General features: G+C 65.6%; 23 protein-coding genes. 6 read left to right on the plus strand and 17 right to left on the minus strand.

All coding sequences use genetic code 11. The features are described from left to right. Window positions 1–22: 22 nt before the first annotated feature. The 4 genes from trmFO (at window position 23) to QX051_RS02750 (ending at window position 4,459) form a co-directional block, all read left to right on the plus strand. Window positions 23–1,456, plus strand: a complete 1,434-nt coding sequence (gene trmFO / locus QX051_RS02735) for a methylenetetrahydrofolate--tRNA-(uracil(54)-C(5))-methyltransferase (FADH(2)-oxidizing) TrmFO (RefSeq protein ID WP_315774949.1) — start codon at window positions 23–25, stop codon at window positions 1,454–1,456. Window positions 1,457–1,463: 7 nt separating this feature from the next. After that, a complete protein-coding gene (locus QX051_RS02740; RefSeq protein ID WP_315756645.1) occupies window positions 1,464–2,564 on the plus strand; it encodes a serine/threonine protein kinase in 1,101 nt (366 codons plus the stop codon). 67 nt (window positions 2,565–2,631) lie between these two features. Next, the gene (locus QX051_RS02745) at window positions 2,632–3,522 is read left to right on the plus strand and encodes a TauD/TfdA family dioxygenase (RefSeq protein ID WP_315774950.1); all 891 of its coding nucleotides are present in this window, start codon (window positions 2,632–2,634) and stop codon (window positions 3,520–3,522) included. Window positions 3,523–3,766: 244 nt separating this feature from the next. Beyond that, window positions 3,767–4,459, plus strand: a complete 693-nt coding sequence (locus tag QX051_RS02750; RefSeq protein ID WP_315774952.1) for a TauD/TfdA family dioxygenase — start codon at window positions 3,767–3,769, stop codon at window positions 4,457–4,459. Window positions 4,460–4,472: 13 nt separating this feature from the next. Here QX051_RS02750 and QX051_RS02755 read toward each other — a convergent pair whose 3' ends face one another. The 5 genes from QX051_RS02755 to yajC all read right to left on the minus strand — a co-directional run bounded on the left by QX051_RS02755 (window position 4,473) and on the right by yajC (window position 8,836). Next, window positions 4,473–5,336 (minus strand): phytoene/squalene synthase family protein, encoded by an 864-nt coding sequence (locus tag QX051_RS02755; protein ID WP_315774953.1) that lies wholly within the window; start codon window positions 5,334–5,336, stop codon window positions 4,473–4,475. Further along, window positions 5,333–5,710, minus strand: coding sequence for an Mth938-like domain-containing protein (locus QX051_RS02760; RefSeq protein WP_315738136.1), 378 nt, complete (start codon window positions 5,708–5,710; stop codon window positions 5,333–5,335). Before QX051_RS02760 ends, QX051_RS02755 begins: the two co-directional genes overlap by 4 nt. A 50-nt stretch (window positions 5,711–5,760) precedes the next feature. Then, complete coding sequence (gene secF, locus QX051_RS02765; protein ID WP_315738137.1) at window positions 5,761–6,768, minus strand: protein translocase subunit SecF; 1,008 nt, start codon at window positions 6,766–6,768, stop codon at window positions 5,761–5,763. An 8-nt stretch (window positions 6,769–6,776) separates the two neighbouring features. Continuing rightward, window positions 6,777–8,378: a protein translocase subunit SecD gene (gene secD, locus QX051_RS02770; protein WP_315738138.1), complete on the minus strand. Its 1,602-nt coding sequence runs from the start codon at window positions 8,376–8,378 to the stop codon at window positions 6,777–6,779. A gap of 89 nt (window positions 8,379–8,467) precedes the next feature. Further along, a complete protein-coding gene (gene yajC / locus QX051_RS02775; protein WP_172108587.1) occupies window positions 8,468–8,836 on the minus strand; it encodes a preprotein translocase subunit YajC in 369 nt (122 codons plus the stop codon). Window positions 8,837–9,039: 203 nt separating this feature from the next. On the opposite strand from yajC, the gene QX051_RS02780 reads away from it, so the two are divergent. Then, window positions 9,040–10,056 (plus strand): ATP-binding protein, encoded by a 1,017-nt coding sequence (locus QX051_RS02780; protein WP_315774955.1) that lies wholly within the window; start codon window positions 9,040–9,042, stop codon window positions 10,054–10,056. Between the two features lie 51 nt (window positions 10,057–10,107). Here QX051_RS02780 and QX051_RS02785 read toward each other — a convergent pair whose 3' ends face one another. Continuing rightward, window positions 10,108–11,553: a LysM peptidoglycan-binding domain-containing M23 family metallopeptidase gene (locus QX051_RS02785; protein WP_315774956.1), complete on the minus strand. Its 1,446-nt coding sequence runs from the start codon at window positions 11,551–11,553 to the stop codon at window positions 10,108–10,110. 107 nt (window positions 11,554–11,660) lie between these two features. Continuing rightward, window positions 11,661–12,308, minus strand: a complete 648-nt coding sequence (locus tag QX051_RS02790) for a protein-L-isoaspartate(D-aspartate) O-methyltransferase (protein WP_315738317.1) — start codon at window positions 12,306–12,308, stop codon at window positions 11,661–11,663. A 264-nt stretch (window positions 12,309–12,572) separates the two neighbouring features. On the opposite strand from QX051_RS02790, the gene QX051_RS02795 reads away from it, so the two are divergent. Beyond that, complete coding sequence (locus tag QX051_RS02795) at window positions 12,573–12,956, plus strand: response regulator (protein WP_315738142.1); 384 nt, start codon at window positions 12,573–12,575, stop codon at window positions 12,954–12,956. 8 nt (window positions 12,957–12,964) lie between these two features. Here the strand turns inward: QX051_RS02795 and surE are convergent, their stop codons facing one another. From surE to QX051_RS02845, 10 genes are all read right to left on the minus strand, one after another. After that, complete coding sequence (gene surE / locus QX051_RS02800) at window positions 12,965–13,732, minus strand: 5'/3'-nucleotidase SurE (protein WP_315774957.1); 768 nt, start codon at window positions 13,730–13,732, stop codon at window positions 12,965–12,967. 99 nt (window positions 13,733–13,831) lie between these two features. After that, window positions 13,832–14,188 (minus strand): hypothetical protein, encoded by a 357-nt coding sequence (locus QX051_RS02805; protein ID WP_315738144.1) that lies wholly within the window; start codon window positions 14,186–14,188, stop codon window positions 13,832–13,834. 102 nt (window positions 14,189–14,290) lie between these two features. Continuing rightward, on the minus strand, window positions 14,291–15,622 hold the full coding sequence (serS, locus tag QX051_RS02810; protein WP_315774958.1) for a serine--tRNA ligase: 1,332 nt from the start codon (window positions 15,620–15,622) through the stop codon (window positions 14,291–14,293). Window positions 15,623–15,740: 118 nt separating this feature from the next. Next, complete coding sequence (gene tatC, locus QX051_RS02815; RefSeq protein ID WP_315738146.1) at window positions 15,741–16,559, minus strand: twin-arginine translocase subunit TatC; 819 nt, start codon at window positions 16,557–16,559, stop codon at window positions 15,741–15,743. After that, the gene (gene tatB, locus QX051_RS02820) at window positions 16,556–17,083 is read right to left on the minus strand and encodes a Sec-independent protein translocase protein TatB (RefSeq protein WP_315774959.1); all 528 of its coding nucleotides are present in this window, start codon (window positions 17,081–17,083) and stop codon (window positions 16,556–16,558) included. Before tatB ends, tatC begins: the two co-directional genes overlap by 4 nt. A 112-nt stretch (window positions 17,084–17,195) precedes the next feature. Next, window positions 17,196–17,429 (minus strand): twin-arginine translocase TatA/TatE family subunit, encoded by a 234-nt coding sequence (locus QX051_RS02825; RefSeq protein ID WP_006614346.1) that lies wholly within the window; start codon window positions 17,427–17,429, stop codon window positions 17,196–17,198. A 284-nt stretch (window positions 17,430–17,713) separates the two neighbouring features. Continuing rightward, window positions 17,714–18,808, minus strand: a complete 1,095-nt coding sequence (gene scpB, locus QX051_RS02830; RefSeq protein WP_315774961.1) for an SMC-Scp complex subunit ScpB — start codon at window positions 18,806–18,808, stop codon at window positions 17,714–17,716. 19 nt (window positions 18,809–18,827) lie between these two features. Next, entirely contained in the window at window positions 18,828–19,667 is an 840-nt protein-coding gene (locus QX051_RS02835) for a ScpA family protein (RefSeq protein WP_315738149.1), read from the minus strand. After that, entirely contained in the window at window positions 19,664–20,692 is a 1,029-nt protein-coding gene (gene nagZ, locus QX051_RS02840; protein WP_315774963.1) for a beta-N-acetylhexosaminidase, read from the minus strand. Before nagZ ends, QX051_RS02835 begins: the two co-directional genes overlap by 4 nt. A 42-nt stretch (window positions 20,693–20,734) precedes the next feature. Next, entirely contained in the window at window positions 20,735–22,279 is a 1,545-nt protein-coding gene (locus QX051_RS02845; RefSeq protein WP_315774964.1) for an SPOR domain-containing protein, read from the minus strand. Between the last annotated feature and the right edge of the window lie 47 nt (window positions 22,280–22,326).

Raw genomic sequence — 22,326 nt, forward strand, 5'->3', positions numbered from 1 at the left:
AAAAGCGCTACCTGTCCCGCGCATGACAGGGACCAAATCACCTTCGAATACCGTCCACGTGATCGGTGCCGGCCTCGCCGGATCCGAAGCCGCCTGGCAGCTGGCCGAGGCCGGCGTCGACGTGGTGCTGCATGAGATGCGGCCGGACCGCATGACCGAGGCGCACCGGACCGCCACGCCTGCCGAGTTGGTCTGCTCGAATTCGTTCCGCTCCGACGATGCCGCCAACAACGCCGTCGGCCTCCTGCATGCCGAGATGCGCCGGCTGGGCTCGCTGATCATGCGGGCCGCTGACGCCAACCAGGTCCCGGCCGGTGGCGCATTGGCCGTCGACCGCGACGGCTTCTCGGCGGCCGTCGCAAGCGCGTTGGAAGGCCATCCACGCATCGCGCTGCGCCGCGGCGAGATCGCGGGCCTGCCGCCCGCGGAGTGGGAGAAGGTGATCATCGCCACCGGTCCCCTCACCTCACAGCTGCTCGCCGAGGCCATCCGTGACCTGACCGACGAGACGGCGCTCGCATTCTTCGACGCCATCGCGCCCATCGTGCACAAGGACACGATCGACATGTCGGTCGCTTGGTTCCAGTCGCGTTACGACAAGGTCGGTCCGGGCGGCACCGGTGCCGACTACATCAACTGTCCGATGACGAAAGAGCAGTACGACGCCTTCGTCGCGGCGTTGCTCGCCGGCGAGAAGATCGACTTCAAGGAGTGGGAGACCAACACGCCCTATTTCGACGGCTGCCTGCCGGTCGAAGTGATGGCGGAGCGCGGCCACGAGACGCTGCGTCACGGCCCGATGAAGCCGGTCGGCCTGACCAATCCGCACAATCCGACGGTCAAGCCCTACGCGATCGTGCAACTGCGCCAGGACAACAAGCTCGGCACGCTCTACAACATGGTCGGGTTCCAGACGAAGCTGAAATACGGCCCGCAGCAGCAAATCTTCCGCACGATCCCAGGCCTCGAGAACGCGGAATTCGCGCGGCTCGGCGGCCTGCATCGCAACACCTTCCTCAACTCGCCGAAACTGCTGGATTCGCAGCTCCGCCTGCGGGCCCAGCCGCGGCTGCGCTTTGCCGGCCAGATGACGGGATGCGAGGGCTATGTGGAGTCGGCGAGCATCGGCCTGATCGCCGGCCTCTACGCCGCCGCGGAGACACGTGGCGCAAATCTGCTGCCGCCGCCTCCGACCACTGCGCTCGGTGCCCTGCTCAGCCACATCACTGGCGGCCATATCGAAACGATCGATGGAGCGACGCGCTCGTTCCAGCCCATGAACATCAATTTCGGCCTGTTCCCGCCGCTGGCGACGGCCCCGACCCGCAAGCCGGACGGCACGCGGCTGAAGGGCAATGAGAAGACGGTGGCGAAGAAGCAGGCGATGAGCGCCCGCGCGCTGGCCGATCTCGACCGCTGGATCGCCGAGCACCTGCCCGTCGCGGCCGCTGCGTGAGAGTACGATGAGCCTGCCGAAGACCGATTCTGCCTTGCTGGCGGCCCGCTGGAGCGAAGGTGTGCTGCTCAAGCGCGACGTGTTCTCGACCGTCGAGCGCGGCCGCTTCAAGAGCGAGGCCGGCGATGTCGACGCCGTGCTGCGCCGGCTCGACGAGGTGCCGTGGTGGTCGTTCATGCTGGCGCGGCATTTGTTCGCGCGCGAGCGCAAGGCGCTGATGCGCGCCAAGGGGCTCAACGCCGGCCCTGATCTGCTATGGGCTGGGGATCGCGCGCTGGTCCGCGGCTTCATCAATGGCGTGGCGCTGCATCTGGCCAAGCCGCACGGCAACGTCGCCTATTTCCGCTCGGCCAAACAGATGATGCGCCGGCTGCATCGCGCCGGGATCACGCACAACGATCTCGCCAAGGAGCAGAACTGGCTCGTCGGTCACGACGGCCATTGCTACGTGACCGATTTCCAGTTGGCCGCCTGCTTCGAGAGCCGCAGCCGGCTGTTCCGGATCGCGGCCTATGAGGACCTGCGTCATCTGCTCAAGCATAAGCGGAGTTACGCGCCCGAGGCGCTGACGCCGAAGGAGCGCAAAATCCTGGCGCGCAAATCGCTGTTCGCGCGCATCTGGCTGATGACCGGCAAAAAGGTGTATCGCGCCATCACGCGCGGCATCTTCAATTTCACCGACCGCGAGGGTGGCGGACGACGCCTGGTCAACGATGCGCCGGTGCTGATGGACATGATCCGGAAGAACCCGGCCGTGCGCGACGCCGCGATCGTTGCCTTCGCCGATCGCCGGACCGGCGTCGGGCTCTATGCGTTCGTCGAGGGAGAGCAGCCGACGCTTGAAACTCAGCTGCAAAACGAGCTTGCTTCAGCCAAGGGCCCGAAGCCGCCGGAGCATATCCAGGTCGTGCATGCCCTGCCGCGCGACGCCAGCGGCAGGCCACGCACTGAACTGTTGCAGCTGGTCGCGATGAACCAGATCGACCTGATCGAGCCGATGCTCACGAGCGACAGCGATCGCGCTTTCCTCAAGGACATCCTGGACTCGCGCAAGAACCTGCGCGACCGGTTCAATTTCGAGGCGGACCTGAAACTGCCTTCGGCCTGAGCGGACGAGACTTCGCGGTCCGACCATTGTATCCTGCGAATGCAATGTCCTTTGGGAGGATCTGGCAATGAACGTCGAGAGCCGCGCAGCCACCACGTCTCGGTCGTCGAACATCGAGATCATCCCGACCGGCCGGCAACTGGGTGCCGAGATTCGACATGTCGATCTCAAGCATCTGGACAACGCGGGCTTCAGCGCCCTGCTCCGTGCCTTTCACACGCACTCCGTTTTGCTGGTGCGCGGCCAGGGTCTGACGGACCAGTATCTGATCGCCTTCAGCCGCCGCTTCGGCGATCTCGACTGGGCGCCGGTGCAGGAGAACGGCCGGCGCTTTGTCGACGGTCTGCCGGAGATCTACATCGTGTCGAACGTGAAGGTGAACGGCGAGGCGATCGGCAGCCTCGGCGCCGGCGAAGCGGTGTGGCACACGGACATGTCATATCTCGACACGCCGCCGATCGCGAGCGCGCTCTACGCGCTGGAAATTCCCCCCGTCGGCGGCAACACGTCGTTCTGCAGCATGTATGCCGTGTACGACGCGCTTCCTCCTGAACTGAAGCGCCGCGTCGCGGATCTGAAGATCAAGCATGACGGCACCTACAACAGCGGCGGCTTCGTCCGGCAGGGCGTGACGCCGACCGATGATCCGCGCACGTCGCCGGGCGCGATCCATCCGCTGGTCTGCACGCATCCCGATTCCGGCCGGCAGATGCTCTATCTCGGCCGCCGGCGCAACGCCTATCTGGTCGGCCTCGGGCTCGCCGAGTCGGAAGCATTGCTCGACGAGTTGTGGACCTATGTTGCTCGTCCGGAATTCGCCTGGGAGCACGTCTGGAAGGTCGGCGACCTCGTCATCTGGGACAATCGCTGCACCATGCATCGGCGCGATCCGTTCGATGATCATGCGCGGCGAATCATGCATCGAACCCAGATCAAGGGAACAGATCGCCCGCACTGATTCGCTTGCGCGCGGGCATCCGCACGATCAAGCGCCAGAATGCCTGCGAATGAGTTGCAGGTTGCTGGATATTTCCTCGCGCGTCGCCTTGAAGCGTCCAATTTCCGACTCAGAGCGGCAGAGTGTGCCGACAATCGCCAGATCGTGCCGCGATCCTTCCGCGAATTGCCTCCGAGCCGAAACACCCCCGACAAATTACGATGGTTGATTTGCAGGCGCTGGTGAAACTTGGGAGATGACGCAAGTGAGTCTCAGAAGCAACGTTGCTCGAAGCGCCGAAAGCAGCCTCATCCAGGTCATCCCGACGGGAAAGACACTCGGTGCCGAGGTCTGCAATGTCGATCTCAGATCCTTCGACGATTGGGCGTTCGCCTCGTTCATGCGCGCGCTGCTCAAGCACCAGGTCCTGCTCGTGCGCGGCCAGCGTCTTGGTGAGTGTGACATCGCGGCCTTCAGTCGTCGCTTCGGTCACGCGGATCTATTTTACACCTCCCCCGGCAGCTTGCTGGGCGGCAGACTGTCGTTCTGCAGCCTCTACGCCGCTTATGACGCGCTCTCGCCAGCGCTGCGCAGCCGCGTCGCTCATCTGAAGGTCCGTCATGTCGCGAGCGACACCGCCGATGATGGCCGTCGCACCATCGTCGCAGGCCCCGTGCATCCGCTGGTCGGCAATCACTCCGATACGGGCCGAGCGATGCTCGCGCTTGGGCAGCGCCGCCATTCCTGTGTCGTCGGACTCGAGCAGGACGAATCGGATGCGCTGCTCGACGATCTCTGGCAGCTTGCCGAGCGGCCCGAGTTCAGCTGGGCCCACACCTGCCGGCCCGGTGATCTCGTCGTCTGGGACACCCGCTGCACGATCCACCGGCACGAGCCGACGGACATGCCGAGACTCCTTCACAGCCCGCCACTCTGGAATACGATGCCCTCGGCTTGAGCCCGCGAGAGCGTCAGCGCGCGCCAAAACTCGCCGTCCTCGCAGCGCGCCACAGCGTCCACAACGTCGCAAGGCGCGAGCGGGGTTGCAGCTGAAACGGATCGTCGGTGCGGCGATCGGCCCGCGCGAGGTCGCGCCGGACTAGCGCCAGCGGCAACAGAACCGGCCGCACCGCCGGCTGCGCCTGACGCGCCAGCTCGAGGGTGTGATCGAGATGCTGCCGGGCCTGCCCGCGCAGGTCCATGATCACATCCTGGATCGCCGATGACGCCTTGCCTGCGAACATCTCCTCCTGGCTGACGCCATGGCGCGCGAGGAGATCGAGCGGAACATAGAGCTGCCGGTGGGCGGCATCGCGCGGCAGCGATGCGATCACCTGGAGCAACCCTTGCGCGATGCCGGCATGGTGCGCGAGGTGATCCGCCTCCGCAAACGGCGGCGCAATGATCTGTGCCGCCAGCGCGAACAGCGCGCCGCGCGTGTCGCCGAGATAGCCGTCCAGCGCCGCCATCGTCGGCATCGGATCGTTGTAGAGATCGAACTGATGCTCATCGATCAGGCGCGTCAGCCGCTCGACCGGAAGCGCGAAGCGCTGCACGGTGAGCAGCAATTCGGCTGCAACGGGATTTCCCTCCGCGCCGCCATGTTCATGCCCCGTCAGCGTGTCGTGCCACCACTGCAGGCGGACCTCGCCCGGCAGCGGCTGCGACACGAGATCTCGAATACGGCTCACCTCGACGTTGAATGCGTATAGCGACAACAGCGCACGCCGGAGTTCCGGCGCCATGAACAGCGTCGAAGCGTAGCGGTCGAAATCATGCTCGCGGACGAGGCTCGCACAGAACGCGGCGTCGCTGTTGGCGCTGGCCTCGCTCATGGGACGGCGATGAGCGCTGCCGCCACCCGCCGCCGCTCGCCGATCATGACGTTGTAGGTGCGAATCGCGGGACCGGTCTGCATCGCATCGAGCACGACGTTCACGCCCCGCAAGGCCGCGCGCAGCGGTGCCGGCGGGATCCAGACATCGTTTCCGGTCCCCACGATCAGTGTGTCGATCTTGTTGGCTGCGTCGAAAACGCGCTGCAACGCGTAGCGGTCGATCTGGCTCGGCTGGGTGACGTCCCAGGCCCAGATCGAATCCGGCAGGCACAGCAGCGAGCCGCGATGCGACATGCCGGCAAAGGCGAAGCCGCCTTTGCCATAGCCGTCGATCGGCGCGGACCGCGGGAAATGCGGAGCGTCAGTTGCCATGCGAGACCAACCTCTCAGCCCCGGTTCGGGTCCAACGGCTCAAGTCCCGATCAAGGCCTCTTCTTCGGCTCGTCGGCCTGATCACCCCGAACGGCTCCGACGCCGAGATAGATCAGGATCGGCGCGGCGATGAAGATCGAGGTGTAGGTGCCGACCAGCACCACGCCGAACATCATCACCGCGGTGAAGCTGTGGATCGCCGGGCCGCCGAACAAGAGCAGCGCCAGCAGCGCCAGGGTCACCGTGACGTGCGTGATGATCGAGCGCGACAAGGTCGAGTTGATCGATTCGTTGAGCAGCTGCGGCATCGGCATCTTCTTATAGCGCCGCAACATCTCGCGGATACGGTCGTAGATGACGACGGTGTCGTTGAGCGAATAGCCGAGAATGGTCAGCAGCGCCGCGATGCTGGTGAGGTCGAAATCGACCTGGCTGATCGACATGAAGCCGATCGTCAGCACGATGTCGTGGACGTTGGCGATCATGGCACCGAGCGCGAACTGCCACTCGAACCGGAACCAGAGATAGATCAGAATCGAGACGATCGCGAGCATCAGGCCGAGCATGCCGACGGCTAGGAACTCGCCGGAAACGCGCGGACCCACCACCTCGACCCGGCGATACTCGACGGAATCGCCGATCGCCGCCTTGACCTTGTTGGCCGCCTCCTGCTGGGCGGCGTCGCCACCCGGCTGCTCGGCAACACGGATCAGAACCCCCGCCGGCCCGCCGAACTGCTGCAGCTGCACCTCGCCCAGACCGAGGGTCGCCAGCGTCGCGCGCATCGCCGCGATGTCGGCGGTGCCGGACTTGGCGCGCACCTCAAGCAAGGTGCCGCCGCGGAAATCGATGCCAAGGTTCAAGCCATGGGTGAAGAACAGCACGATCGCGAGGATCGACAGCGCCGCCGAGATCGGGAAGCTGATGCGGCGGAACTGCGTGAAATCGAAATGCGTGTCGTCGGGAACGATGCGCAGCGACGGCAGCAGGCCGAGCGCGCTGACCACCGTCAGCACCGCGATCAGGATGCCAAGCCCGATGAGAACCCAGTATGTCACAGTAGCTCCTAGATTGGCACGCTTTGCGGCCGCTTCCACCGCACCCAGGCCGCCACAATCAGGCGGGTGAGCGTGAAGGCGGTGAAGACCGTGGTGAGAATGCCGATGCCCAGCGTCACGGCAAAGCCGCGCACCGGGCCGGTGCCGATGTAGAACAGCACGGCTGCGGCGATGAATGTGGTGATATTGGAGTCCAGGATCGTCGCCAATGCGCGCTTGAAGCCCGCGTCGATTGCCGAAATGGCATTGCGGCCGCCGCGCAGCTCCTCGCGGATGCGCTCATAGATCAGCACGTTGGAGTCCACCGCGATGCCGACCGTCAGCACGATGCCGGCGATGCCCGGGAGCGTCAGCGTCGCATTCAACAGCGACAGCACGCCGAAGATCATCGCGACGTTCACCACCACGGCGATGTTGGCGAACACGCCGAACAGCCGGTAGGTCACCAGCATGAACACGATGACGAGGATCGAGCCGACATAGGATGCGAGCTCGCCCTTGGCGATCGAATCGGCGCCGAGGCCCGGACCGACGGTACGCTCCTCGATGACCGTGAGCGGCGCCGGCAGCGCGCCGGCGCGCAGCAGGATCGCGAGCTCGTTGGCGGACTGCACGGTGAAATTGCCGGAGATCTGGCCGGAGCCGCCGGTGATCGGCTCGCGGATGACCGGCGCCGAGATCACCTTGTTGTCGAGGACGATGGCGAACGGCTGCCCGACATTTTCGGTCGTGGCCTGCGCGAACTTGCGCGAGCCGGCCGAGTTGAAGCGGAAGGTGACGATCGGCTCGTTGGTGCGCTGGTCGAAGCCGGTCTGCGCATCGGAGAGATCACCGCCGGAGACAAGCACCTGCTTCTTCACGACATAGGGCTGGTTGGGTGGCGATGCGCTCTGGAGCACCTCGGAATCCGGCGGCACCCTTCCCTGCACCGCCTGATCCGCCGGCACGGACGTATCGACCATCCGGAATTCCATCTTGGCCGTGCGCCCGAGCAGGTTCTTGAGCTGCGTCGGATCCTGCAAGCCCGGCACCTGCACCAGGATGCGGTCGTTGCCCTGGCGCTGGATCACCGGCTCCACGGTGCCGAGCTCGTTGACGCGGCGCTCGACGATCTGCATCGACTGCTCGATGGTCTGGCGGATGCGTTCGGTGATGGCCGCCGGCGGGATCGTCAGCCGGACCAGTCCGCCACCGGCATCGCTGACTTCGAGGCTGCGCTGGCCGCTGGAGCCGAGCAGCCCGCCGAGCGGCTGCGAGAGATCGCGCAGCTTGGAAATCGCAGTTCCCGTGTCGCTTTCCTTGGTGATCCGGACCTCGACCCCATCACCCCGGCTCACCAATCCGGTGTATCCGATCTTGGCATCGCGCAGCGTGCGGCGAACGTCGTCGCGCACGGCATCGAGCCGCTCCTTCTTGATGTAGTTGGAATCGACCTCGAGCAGCAGATAGGAGCCGCCCTGCAGGTCGAGGCCGAGCACCAGCCGGCGCTGCGCCCAGGACGGCCAGGTCTTGACCGTCGCTTCGGAGAAGAAGTTGGGCACCGCGCACAGGCACACGACGAGCGCCGTGAGAATGATGCCCAGCGCCTTCCACCGCGTGAAATACAACATGGAGGTTGTCCGTAAGGGCCGTATCCGGCCCGAAAAAATCAGAACATCACAAAGAGCGACGGCCGGCGTTCGACTGGCCAGGCCGGCGATCAGCTCGCGGCCTTCTCGTCCTTCTTGTCGTCCTTTGCGTCTGCCTTCGCGGGCTCGCCCTTGGTGCGGACGCCCGTGATCATCTGGCGCATCTGGCGCACGCGAATGCCGTCGGCGATCTCGAACTCGACCTGGTCGTCATCGACGACCTTGGTGACCTTGCCGACCAGACCGCCCTGGGTCACGATCGTGTCGCCGCGGCGGACGTTCTTGACGAGGTCGGCGTGCTCTTTGACCTTCTTCTGCTGCGGCCGCAGGATCAGGAAATACATGATCACGAAGATCAGCGCGAACGGCAGCAGCGACATCAGCATGCTGTTGGTGTCGCCAGCGCCGGCGGCCTGGGCATAGGCAGGGGTGATCAGCATGTGGTCGATCCTCGTGGGCAGCGCCCGGTGAGACGGGAATAGCCGGCGAACCACGCTTGTCTCGGCGCGGGCCGGCCTCTTGCGAATTTCGCGCGGAATATAGCGGCAGCAGTCCCAATAGCAAGGCGCCCCGCCCCTTCATTTCGCCCCGCTTGCGGCAGCGGGCGAGGCCCGATATGGCTGCCCCATCAGGAACTTGCAGCATGTCGAAAAAGCCAGCCAAAGCCCCGTCCCGCAGTCCCGCCCAAACCGTCGTCAGACGTTTCCAAAAAAGCTCCAAGCCCGCAGCGCAAAAGCCGGCGAAGGTCGCGGCAAAACGTCCCGCCGGCCCTGCTCCCGACCACATCGCCGAGCGCATCGCCCGTGCGCTGGAAGCCATTGCGACGCATCTGGCAACAACCCACGCGGGTGCCGCGTCGGCATTGGACCTCAACGCGGCCGACGCCTTCGTCTGGCATCCGGACGGCCGGCTCTCGACGGTGCCGCGCGTCAGCCGTGTCGAGATCGACCTGCTCAAGGGCATCGACCGGATGCGCGACATCCTGATCGAGAACACCGAGCGCTTCGCCAACGGCCTGCCGGCCAACAACGCGTTGTTGTGGGGCGCGCGCGGCATGGGCAAGTCATCGCTGGTCAAGGCCGCCCATGCCAGCATCAATGTCGCCCGCAAGCCGGCGGACCGGCTCAAGCTGATCGAGATTCATCGCGAGGACATCGAGAGCCTGCCCGCGCTGATGGACATCCTGCGTGCCGCGCCGTTCCACTTCATCGTGTTCTGCGACGACCTGTCGTTCGACGGCAATGACGCGTCCTACAAGTCGCTGAAGGCCGTGCTCGAAGGCGGCATCGAGGGCCGCCCCGAGAACGTCATTCTCTACGCCACCTCGAACCGGCGCCACCTGCTCGCGCGCGACATGATCGAGAACGAGCGCTCGACCGCGATCAATCCGGGCGAAGCGGTCGAGGAAAAGGTCTCGCTGTCCGACCGCTTCGGACTGTGGCTCGGCTTCCACCGCTGCAGCCAGGACGAGTACCTCGCGATGGTCAAAGGCTATTGCAGCCATTTCGACATCGCGGTCGCCGAGGATCAGTTGGAGCGCGAGGCGCTGGAATGGGCCACGACGCGCGGCTCGCGCTCGGGCCGCGTCGCGTGGCAGTTCACGCAAGATCTGGCGGGCCGCCTCGGCGTGCGGCTGACAACGCAAAAAGCCGCACAGTAATCTGCGCGGCCCCGTGTCGTCCACGATTGCGTGAGGTCAAACGACCGGACCTCACGCCCCGTTGAGGAATTGCAGCGGGTCAACCGGCGACGATCCCTTGCGGATCTCGAAGTGGAGCTGCGGCGATCCGACTTCTCCCGATTGACCCGACTTGGCAATGACCTGGCCGCGCTTGATCGGATCACCGCGCTTCACCATCAGCTCACTCGCATGGGCATATGCGGTGACGTAGCCGTTGGAATGCCGCACCAGGACCAGATTGCCATAGCCCTTCAATTCATTGCCGGCGTAGGCGACGACGCCATCTTCGGCCGCCTTTACCGGGGTGCCCTCGGGAACGGCGATGTTGATGCCATCATTGGACTTGCCGTTGGTCTTGGCGCCATAGCTCGTGATCACCTTGCCGCGCGCCGGCCAGCGGAATGTCGGCAGCGAGCTGGTGGTCTCGGCCGGCCGCGCCGGCTCCTCCTCCTTCTCGGGTGCCGGATTGGCCTGGGCCAGGCGGGCGGTCTGGACCGGACCTGCGGCCGTCGCGACCCGTGTGGTCGGCGCTGGCGCCGGCACGGTCGCAACCGCCTGGGGAACGGTTGCGACCGGAGCCACCGGCGCAGCTGCCGCCACGGCCCTGCCAGGGACGGTCAGCCTGGTCCCGAGCTTGAGCGGCGAAGCCTGATCGAGATTGTTGGCGCGGGCGAGCTCAGCCGCCGTCAGATGATTCTGGCGGGCGATGCTAGCGAGTGTCTCGCCGCGGTTGACGAAGTGGACGGTGGCCGGAGCTGCGGGCGCTGCGGCCGCCACCGGCTTCGGCGCAACCATTGGCGCCGCAGCAACGGGCTGGGCCGCGGGCGCAGCCGCGACCGTGCCGGGATGCGGAATGATCAGCTGCTGGCCCGGCGACAACGCGCGCGGGCCCTTGTAGCCGTTCGCAGCCAGGATCTCAGCCGGTGTCACGCGATAGCGCTTGGCGAGGATGTCGAGCGTATCGCTGGTGCCGACGATGATCTTGGTGCCGCTGGCGGGACGCGCGGCGGCGACCGAACGCGGCGGCACGGTGCCGGTGGTCTCGAGGCGCGGCTGGGCCGGCGGAGCATAGGAATGCGCCGGCTGTGCATAGGATTGGGGTGCAGCGACCGGGGGTGCAGCCACGGGGACCGCAGCAGGTGGCGCATAGGATGCGACGCCGCGCCCGCCCGAGGATACGCCTCCCGCACCGCCGCCGGCCGGATAGGATTGCGGAGCCCCGACCGCCGGGGGCGGCAGCGCCGAGGACGAGTAGGCCGGCGCCGGAGCGGGCGTGTAGGGCTGGTGCTGCCGGGGCGGCTGCGCCTGCACCGACCCCGTGGAATCGGATGCAAAGGGGTTTGAAAACGGGTTTTGCGTCTGCGACAGCCGCGTCGACATGTCGGCGCTGCAGCCGGCGACGCCGAACGACATCAGCGCCAATGCCGCAACCTGCGGCAGGCGGCGCGAGCGAAGCAACTCGACGGTAGTGGGCATGGTTACTCACTCGTACGCAACAAACAACGAATTCGAGTAAACACAGCCGCGGTAAATAAGCGCTTAAGCCGCGAATAAAGCGTTGTGCGGCCTGCTGATCCGCACGTTTAAAGTTCGCGCGCAATCCCCGGAATTGCCGGCACAAATCGCACGTCGACGAGCTCTTTTCGGTCGAAACGATCGCCCGTTCGCGTGATCCTGACGAGCGTCTGCACCCCGTGTTGCGGCCCGACCGGCGCGATCAGGATACCGTCCGGCTCCAGCCGGTCGAGCAGGCTCTGGGGAATCTCGTCCATCGCCGCGGTCACGATGATGCGACCGAATTGGCCGCCCCCCGGCGGCAGCGCGTAGCCATCGCCGAGCATGACCTCGACATTGAAGCAGGCGAGCTTCTCCAGCCGCTCCCTGGCCTTGTCGGCCAATGTCCGGAAGCGCTCCACCGTCAGGACATGAGCCGCAAGCCGGGACAGGATCGCGGCCTGATATCCGGACCCGGTGCCGATTTCGAGCACGCGGTGGGTCTTTTGCAGCTTGAGCTGTTCGGTCATGTAGGCCACGACGAACGGCTGGCTGATGGTCTGCCCGCAAGCGATCGCCATTGCGCTGTCGCGATAGGCGTCCGGGCGGTCGGCCGGCAGAACGAACTCCTCCCGCGGCACCTCCTCCATCGCTCGCAACACCGCCTGATCGCTGATCCCCCGCCGACGCAGGGTCAGCTGAAACATCATTTTCTCGGGAGGAGCGGCTGGGGGCATCGGGATGTCGGTTGGTGGGCTCGTGGGCAATTTACCTGCGGGGCGAGGGTTGCGCACCGAATTTCCGCGCACACGTCGCAACTACGCACCGACATGGTCCCAACGACGACCGCGTTCCGCACGAGGAACCAAGTCGGGTCCGGTTCGTTCACCTTATGGGCGAGCCTGCCCACGCCGCACGGCGGTGAAAGATGACATTGTTGACGTTGCGCCATAAGCCGTTATTTGCGAGCGTTAAATCGGGTATGGGCAAGGACTGACATCATGACTGCACCGCGGCCGCCGCGCGGCTCTGTGTTTCTGGTTGAAGACGAAGTCATGATCCGGATGATGGTGGCCGACATGCTCGAGGAGCTCGGCTATACCGTCGCGGCCGAGGCCGGCGAAATCGGCGAAGCGATGCGGCTGGCCGAGAGCACCTTTTTCGACGTCGCCATTCTCGACGTCAACGTCAACGGCAAGGTCATCTCGCCGGTGGCCGATCTCATCAAGGCGCGCAACCGGCCCTTCATCTTCGCAACCGGCTACGGCTCGTCGGGATTGCCGGAAGAATATCGCGACCGGCCGGCCCTGCAGAAGCCGTTCCAGCTCGAGACGCTCGGAAAGGCGATCGACCATGCGCTGCGTGGCGCTGAGCCACAGGGGTAGACGGCGCTTCAGCCCAGAATGTCGCTGAGCTTGCCGGAGAACGCCTCGTCCGTGCGATCCAGGCGAAGCGGAGTCACTGACACGTAGTGCGCCGCGAGGGCCGCGAGGTCCGTCCCCTCGTCGGGCACGTCGAGCGAGGCAGCGCGGTCGAAGCCGATCCAGAAATAGGGATTGCCGCGGCCGTCGCGACGCTCGTCGACCTTCAAGAAGCCGAGATTGCGCTTGCCCTGGCGGGTGACCACGACGCCCCTGACCTCTTCCGGCGCACAGGCCGGGAAGTTGACGTTGATCACCGTATTCCTCGGCACGCCGGCTTCGAGCACCTTGCGCACGATCTGCGGGCCGAATTTGAGCGCGGTGTCCCAGGACGGCTTGTCACGGGTTGCGACGCTGAATTCCTGCGACAGGGCGAACGACGGCAAGCCGAGAATGGTGCCTTCGAGCGCGCCGGCGATGGTGCCCGAATAGACGACGTCCTCGGCAACGTTACGGCCCTTGTTGACGCCCGACAGCACCACGTCGGGCAGCTTCGCCCCCAGGATATGACGGGCCCCCATGATGACGCAGTCGGTCGGCGTGCCGCGCACCGCGAAATGCCGCGGGCCGACCTCGCGCAGCCGCAGGGGGTCATTGAGCGAGAGCGAATGGGACACGCCGCTCTGGTCCAGTTCGGGAGCCACGATCCAGATGTCGTCGGACAGGGCGCGTGCGACCTCCTCGATCACCTTGAGACCCGGCGCATGGATTCCGTCGTCATTGGTGCAGAGAATCCGCATGGCCACCTTTCCATCCCGTTCAAGACGATTGCCGCGGTGTCTTATCTGCTGCGCGACATCGAGGCAAACCCGCCGCCTCGAGCCGGGTTCGGCAGTGGTTCAGGGCCGAATCCGCCACTGCGGCAGGAACCTGGCGAGCTTCCCTCGCGTACCCAGCCGGAGCAACGCGGCGGGGGTGACGGACACATGGGACGCTGGCGGAGGGACCGGCGAAGGCACAGCGGACTCGGCCAGCGGCGGCGCCGGAAACCGGGCCCGCGCAACACCCAGCGCCTTGTCGAAATCAGCAGCGTTGAACCAGGCCTGATGGCGCAGGGCCTCCGGCGGGCCATCATGCCACACCGCTGCACGATCGATATCGAATGCTCCCTTCAGGCGCTGGTCGACCGCCTGGATGCCGGAGCCGGTGACGGCCCATTGCCGTCCGATCCAGAAAATATCCCGATGCAGAGCCATGATGCCGGTATCTGAAAAGCAATTGCTGAACAGAACCGAGGATACGACCCGTCGGCGCCCACGCAATGGCGGCGACCTGGGCGGATGCAATTTGCCGCGGCGCTATGGCTCCGCGGCCACCACCTTGAGGCCGCCCATATAGGGCTGCAGCACATCGGGGACGGCGATCGAGCCGTCGGCCTGCTGATAGGTCTCCATCACTGCGATCAGCGCGCGGCCGACTGCCGTGCCCGAGCCGTTCAATGTGTGGACGAAGCGCGGCTTGCCGTCGCTTCCGCGATAGCGTGCATCCATGCGGCGTGCCTGGAAGTCGCCGCACACCGAACAGCTGGAGATCTCGCGGAAGGCGCCGCCATCGCCCTGCCCGGGCATCCAGACCTCGATGTCGTAGGTCTTCTGCGAGGAGAAGCCCATGTCGCCGGTGCACAGCGTGATGACGCGATAGTGCAGATCGAGCCGGCGCAGCACTTCCTCGGCGCAGGCCAGCATGCGCTCGTGCTCGTCCTTGCTGGTCTCCGGCGTCGTGATCGACACCAGCTCGACCTTGGTGAACTGATGCTGACGGATCATGCCGCGGGTGTCGCGGCCGGCCGCGCCCGCCTCGGCGCGAAAGCACGGCGTCAGCGCCGTGAGCCGCATCGGCAACTCCTTCTCGTCAACGATGGACTCGCGCACCAGATTGGTCAGGGCCACCTCGGCAGTTGGAATGAGACCCAGCCGCTCGGTCTTGAGGCGATCATCCGGCGCTGCAATCAGCTCGCCCTTCACGGCCCAGAACTGGTCGTCCTCGAATTTCGGCAATTGGCCCGTACCGAACATGACGTCGTTGCGCACCAGCAGCGGCGGATTGATCTCGGTGTAGCCGTGCTCGGTCGTATGAAGATCGAGCATGAACTGCCCGAGCGCGCGCTCGAGCCGCGCCAGGCCCCTCTTCAGCACGACGAAGCGCGCGCCCGACAGCTTCGCAGCCGATTCGAAGTCCATGGTGCCAAGAGCCGCACCGAGATCATCATGCGGCTTCGGCGCGAAGGCGTAGTTGCGCCGGGCGCCGAACATGTGGCGCTCGACATTGTCGTGCTCGTCCTTGCCGTCCGGCACCTCGTCGAGCGGCAAATTGGGAATCGCCGAAAGCTCGCGCGCCAGCTCCTCATCTGCCTGCTTCGCGGCCGCCTCGAGCTCCGGCATGGTGGTCTTGAGCTTGGCGACCTCCTCCATCAGCGCCGATGCGCGCGCGTCGTCCTTGGCCTTCTTGGCCTCGCCGATTTCCTTGGAGGCGGCGTTGCGCCGCGCCTGCGCCTGCTCGGACGCCAGGATCGCAGCGCGACGCCGCTCGTCGATGGCGAGCAGCTGCGACGACTGGGGCGACAGACCCCGGCGCGTCAGCGCCGCATCGAAACCTTGCGGATTGTCGCGGATCGATTTGATGTCGTGCATGGTCGTTCGGTCCTGGAGACGAAAAGATCTCGGCGAGTCGCCCGGGGTCACGGGCCGGCTTGCACTACCGCGAATGGCAGCGGATGGGAACAGGCCAGGCCGGGCGGGAAGCCCGGCCCTACTCGGCCGGATTGCTGGGCAGATTGCCGGAGCCGGACGACGTGCCGGAGCCCGACTTCGCAGCCGCTTGCTTCTCGACGATCCCCACCGCGATGATGGCGCCTTCGTAGAGGGCCAGCAGCGGGATCGCCAAGGACGCTTGGCTCAGCACGTCCGGCGGCGTCAGCACGGCGGCGATGATGAAGGCGATGACGATGAAATAGCGCCGCTTCTCTTTCAGCATCTGCGAGGTCACGATGCCGATGCGACCAAGCAGGGTCAGGATCACCGGCAGCTGGAACGCGATGCCGAAGGCGAAGATCAGCGACATCATCAGCGACAGATATTCGCCGACCTTGGGCATCAGCGCGATTTGCGCCGTCTCGGGGCCGCCGAGCTGCTGCATGCCGAGTGAGAAGCGCACGATCATCGGCCACACCGCAAAATAGACCAGCATGGCGCCGAGGACGAAGAAGACGGGGGTCGCTATCAAGTAGGGTAGGAAAGCATTGCGTTCGTGGCGATACAGCCCCGGCGCCACGAACTTGTAGATCTGCGTCGCGATGATCGGGAACGAGATGAAACCGGCGCCGAACATCGCGAGCTTGAGCTGCGTGATGAAATATTCGAGCAGCTGGGTGTAGATGAACTTGCTGTTCTCGGCCCCTGCCACCCAGACGAACGGCAGCACCAGGATGTTGTAGATCTGTTTGGCGAAAAAGAAGCAGAAGATGAAGGCCACGCCGAAGCCGAGCAGTGCCTTGATCAGCCGCGACCGCAGCTCGATCAGGTGATCCATCAACGGGGCCTTGCTGGCCTCGATATCTTCGACGGTCATGACGCTTTGGCGTCCTTCAGACGTTCAGCTTCTGCTGACGCAGACATTTCAGGCTGCGGCTCGGGCTTGATTTCACGCACGATCGCCAGCGGCTCGCCCACGGCTTGATGGACTTCAGCCTCCACGAAGGTCTCGGCCACTGGAGGTTCGGGGGTGGTCGGGGTCATCACGGCAGGCTCAGGCGAAGCAGCAGCCACGTCCGATGCTGGTGCCGGCTCGGCGGACTTGTCGATCCCCTCGATATCGAGAGCCTTGTCGACGTCGCGCTGCAACGAGGAGATCACGCCGGTCGGGGTGAAACCGCTGGCCGCCTCGCGGACCTCATCGAAACTCTTCTTGAGGTCGGCCATCTCCGCTTCGCGCATCGCCTCCTGGAACTGGCCCTGGAACTCCGAGGCCATCCGGCGCGCCTTGCCGATCCATTGCCCGACCATGCGCAGGACGCCCGGAAGCTCCTTGGGGCCGATCGCGATCAACGCGACGACCCCAATGACGAGCAGCTCACTCCAGCCGATATCGAACATGAAACAATCCGCCTACGCGACGACGCCTCTGATCCCGCCTGCCCGGGTCTGTCCGAACAGGTCCCGGTGCCGTCTCTGCGGGAGCGCGCCGCCCGCGCCTTTCACGCGCAGATCAAACGGCTTTGCTGCCGACATCCGTGCGGGTGGCCGAAGGTGTCGCGCCGTGGTCGATCGACTTGACTGGCTCGGTCTTCTCCGGCGCCTTGTCGTCGTCCTGCATGCCCTTCTTGAAGGCCTTGATGCCCTGCGCGACGTCGCCCATCAGATCGGAAATCTTGCCGCGCCCGAACAACAGCAGGACGACCGCGATCACGACGATCCAGTGCCAAATGCTAAGCGAACCCATCCTGCAACCCTCCAAACACCGGCGAAGCCTTCACCCGACTGCCCGTCGACGCTACCGCCGAAACCGCGCCATATCCATGGACTTGACCGCGACACTTCGCTTCTAGCATTCGATTGCGAAACAGCAACACGAACGCGGCCTGTCACTGGCCAAAATAGCGCGCGGACAGCCCGATCTGGCCGGAAGGTAGGCGCCAATGCCTCCAAAAACAAGCACTTAAGGTCCGACAAATCGCGGCCGGACCTACGCAATAACGCGAGTGTTAACAGCCCCGGCCGCTAGTTTTAGTGCGGCGAGCCGTTGTCGTCGGTATCGCGGTCGTGCGCGTCATCGGCCGCGTCGATCTCCTCATCCGCCGCGTCGACCTCTGCCTCTGCCTCTGCCTCGTCGTCTACCTGAGCGTCAGCGTCGGCAGACAGCTCGACGAGCTCGATAACGGCCCCGTCGTCCGGCCCGACCTCGATCTCCTCGACGGCCAAGTCCACCTCGGTGATCTCGGTTTCCGCATCGGCGCCCGGCAGTTCCAGATCGCCAATAGCGACCTGCGACGAGGTGTCGTCCCGAACAGCGGCCTCGGCGGTCGCAATCTGGCCTTCGGCGACCTCGGCCGCAGCCGTGTCGGCTGCGACCGTTTCCATCTCGGCCGTTTCGTCTTCCGCAGCTTCGGCTTCGCCAGGTTCGGCCTCGACCGCCGGCGCAAGCGCCAGATCGAGATCGCCCGGATCCAGCGGCTCCTCGTCCTCCCGGAGCGTCGGATCGTCCGATGGCGTCGGGACGGTGAAGCCGGTCGGCAGGCGGGAATCCAGCAGGCCCGTGCCCTTCAGCTCTTCCAGGCCTGGCAGATCGCCCAGGGTCTCCAGGCTGAACTGGGCCAGGAACGCATCGGTGGTGCCGAAGGTCAGCGGACGGCCAGGGGTCTTGCGGCGCCCGCGTGGCTTGATCCAGCCGGTCTCCAACAGAACGTCCAACGTTCCCTTGGAGGTGACGACGCCGCGGATCTCTTCGATCTCGGCACGCGTCACCGGCTGGTGATAGGCAACGATGGCCAGAACTTCGATCGCCGCGCGTGACAGCTTGCGCGTTTCGGTGCTCTCGCGCGTCATCAGCCAGGCGAGATCACCGGCGGTACGGAAGGTCCACTTGTTGGCGACGCGCACGAGGTTGACGCCGCGATTGGCGTATTCCGCCTGCAGTTGCGCCAACGCAGCCTTGATATCGACACCTTCAGGCATACGCTTGGCAAGCGTGGCCTGCTCGAGCGGCTCGGCCGAGGCGAACAAGAGTGCCTCGAGGATGCGCAACTCTTCGGGGCGCACCTCGGGCTCGCTCGCCGCGATCTCGTCGGGCTCTTCCATGCGCAGTTCCGCCAAGCTTGCCATGGCAGGGTCTCCTTCTTCGTTACTCAACCGTCAAGTCCGGCGCAGCCATGGCGCCGGGCTGGATCGGTGGACGCTTACGAAAATACAGCGGCGCGAACGCCTGCTTCTGGTTCAGCTCGAGCTGCCCTTCGCGGACCAGCTCCAGCACGGCCGCAAAGCTCGATGCGAAGACGGTAGCCTTTTGGGCCGGCTCGGCGACGTAGCTCAGGAGATAGTCGTCGAGACATCCCCAGTCGTCCGACACCTCGGTCATACCGACGAGCCGTTCGAGCGACGCGCGCGCCTCAGCGAGCGACCAGACGGTGCGCTTGGCCATATGAACGGATGTCACGACACGTGCCTGCCGTTGAATGGCGTAGGCCGACAGCAGGTCGAACAGGGTGGCTGTGAACTTCGGGCGGCGGACTTCCGCGATCTCTTCCGGATTGCCGCGGGGAAACACGTCGCGCTGGAACTGCGGACGATTCATCAGACGATTGGCGGCCTCGCGGATCGCCTCCAGGCGGCGCAGCCGGTTGGCGAGCGCGGTCGCCATCTCCTCGGCGCTCGGCCCTTCCTGCGCTGGCGGCTCGGGCAACAGGAGACGCGACTTCAGGAATGCCAGCCACGCCGCCATCACGAGGTAGTCGGCGGCGAGCTCGAGCCGGATCTTGCGCGCGGCCTCGATGAACTGGAGATACTGGTCGGCCAACGCAAGGATCGAGATCTTGGCGAGGTCGACCTTCTGCTGCCGCGCCAGCGCGAGCAGCAGATCGAGCGGGCCCTCGTAGCCCTCGACGTCGACGACCAACGCCGGTTCGGCCTCGGCCAGCTCCGTGGTGGGCCGGCCGGTTTCAAACGACAGAATTTCAGCGGTCATGCGCTCGCGGATCCCAGCCGGTTGATCAAGGCGTCGAGCTCGCCGCGCGCGGCGTCACGATCGAAGCCTGTAGGTGCCTTGCGCGCCGCAAGCGCGCGATCGGCGCGAACCAGAGCCTGGCCGGCCAGCTCCGGCGTCTCGGCCGCGACCGCCTGCATCTCGTCCAGTCGGCCGTTGCAGTGAAGAACCATGTCGCAGCCGGCCGCCACGATCGCACGCGTGCGCTCGGCGATCGATCCGGCCAATGCGTTCATGGAAACGTCATCACTCATCAACAAACCCTGGAACCCGATCCGTTTGCGAATCACCCGTTCGATCATTGTCGCAGAAGTCGTGGCCGGATGGGCGGCGTCGATCGCGCTAAACACAACATGTGCAGTCATCGCCATCGGGAGGTCGGCCAGCGGCCGGAAGGCGGCGAAATCGGTTGCGTCGAGTTCCGCTTCTGGCGTGTCCACGGTCGGCAGCCGGAAATGGGTGTCGGCGGCGGCCCGGCCATGCCCCGGAATGTGCTTCAGCACCGGCAGCACGCCGCCCTGCTCCAGCCCCTCCGTCACCGCCCGGGCGATCGCCGCCACCTTTTCTGGCGTCGTGCCATAAGCCCGATCCCCGATCACGGCATCAGCGCCGGCGACGGGGACGTCGGCGAGCGGCAGGCAATCCACGGTGATGCCGAGCTTGAGCAGGTCGTCGGCGATCAGGCGGGCGCTGAGCCAAGCGGCACGGAGGCCTGCGGCCGAATCAAGATCGTAGAGACGGTCGAACACCACGCCGGCGGGATAGGCCGGCCAATGCGGCGGCCCCAGCCGCTGCACCCGGCCCCCCTCTTGGTCGATCAGGACTGGAGCGTCGGCGCGGCCGACGCAGGCCCTTAATTCCTCAACCAGTGCAGTCACTTGGGTGGGTGACTGGACGTTGCGTTTGAACAGGATGAAACCCCAGGGGCTGAACTCGCGGATGAACGCGCGCTCGGCGTCGGTGAGATCAGGCCCGGAGATGCCGGTAATGAAAGCCCGCATGGTCATGCGGGCCGCATAGACCCCGCCTCGGGGGCGGTCAAGCAGGCCTTAATTGTTGCTAAACGGGAAACACTGTCCGCCGGCGGTTTTCAACGATCCGCACATCTTGTTGGCCTCTTCCTTCGTCGCGAAGGGCCCGACGGCTGCGCGGTACCTGACACCGCCCTTCTCACCCAGATCCATCCGCCTGATGATCGGCTCATATTTGCCCAGCACGGCGCCGTATTTGTCCTGCACCGCCTTGTAGGACGACATCGCCTCCGCCTCGCTGGCCTGCGACGAGATCGAGACCAGATAGCCGCCGGTGCGATCATTCTGGGTCTGCTCGGTGACCGGCACGGCCGCGGCGATGCGCGCCGGTGCGGCGGCCTGCGGTGTCAGCGGCATCGGGCTGTCATTGGCGGCCGACGCGTTGGCGTTGGCCGGCGATTTGCGGCCCTTCGGCGTCGCCGCCGGCTTGGTTGCAGGCGTCGCCGGCATCGGCGGATCGGCCGCTGCGGCCTGATTGCCCCCCGTCACGGACAGCGTCTTGATCGGACGCGGATCACTGTTGGGCAAAATGCCATTGGCGTTGGCCATTTGCGACATCGGGGCCGCCCCGGCGCTGACCGGCGGCGGAGCCGCATTCTGGTTCATTTGCGGGAACACCACGCGCGGATTGCCGCCGCGGGCGTTCAGATCCATCGGCGTCTCCTCGCGTGACACCAGCTTCTCGCCGCCGTCATTGCCGAGCAGGCGATCCGGCACCTTCGGCGTCGGATCCTGCTGGGCCATGATCTTGGTCGGACTGTTGTCGGCGCGAATGATCGGCGGCTCGCCAGTGCGGCCGGACGAGATGTAGGTCTTGTAGCCGTAGGCGCCGCCGGTGCCGACCACTGCAAGGGTCAACACCGCGAGCACGGTGCTCATGCCGCTGCGCCGCCGCGGCCGCTCCTCTTCCTCGCCCTCGTCGTAGCCGTCCTGATAGCCGTATTGGCCGTCCTGGAAATCGTTGTCGCCCTGAAACCCCTGCTGTCCCGAGCCCATCTGCCCGAACAGCGCATCGTCATAGCGCGAGGAGTCCGGCTCGTTGTCATCGAAGCCGTTGTCGCGGTTGTAGTCGCGGTCGTTCTCGGCGAACCCGTGGCGCGACTCCCCGACGCTGTAGTCGAGCTTGGACAGCTGGTCGGCGAACTCCGCGTTCGGATAACCCTGCTGCTGCCGGGGCGCGGGCGCGAAATCCTGGTCCGGGAAGCCCGGCTGGCCGCGCGGATCCTGATAGCCCGCCGGAAAGGCCGGCGGTGCCGGCGCCGGCTGCGGCGGCTCGCGGCCGATGTCGGCGAAGGGATTGGCGGCGGCAGGCTGGGCACGTTGCATCCAGGCCGGAGCGCCGGCAGGAGGCATGCCGGGAACCGGCTGTTCTGGCGCGGGCGCGGCGGGGCGCACCATCGGACGCGACTGAGGTTGCGGAGTTGCCCGACCCGACGCGGCAAAAGGATCGTTCTGCCCGATCAGGCGAGCGAGTTCGGCGAGCGGATCGGCATCGGCCTGCTGGTTTCCACCACGGCCAAAACCATCAGCGGGAAAGGGTCTGTCCTGGTAACGATCAGCCATCGTGATGAAGCGTCCCTGCGGGTGAGCCGCATATGCGTCCTAAGGCG

The sequence above is a fragment of the Bradyrhizobium sp. SZCCHNR1053 genome, assembly GCF_032381235.1.
Taxonomy (GTDB): domain Bacteria; phylum Pseudomonadota; class Alphaproteobacteria; order Rhizobiales; family Xanthobacteraceae; genus Bradyrhizobium.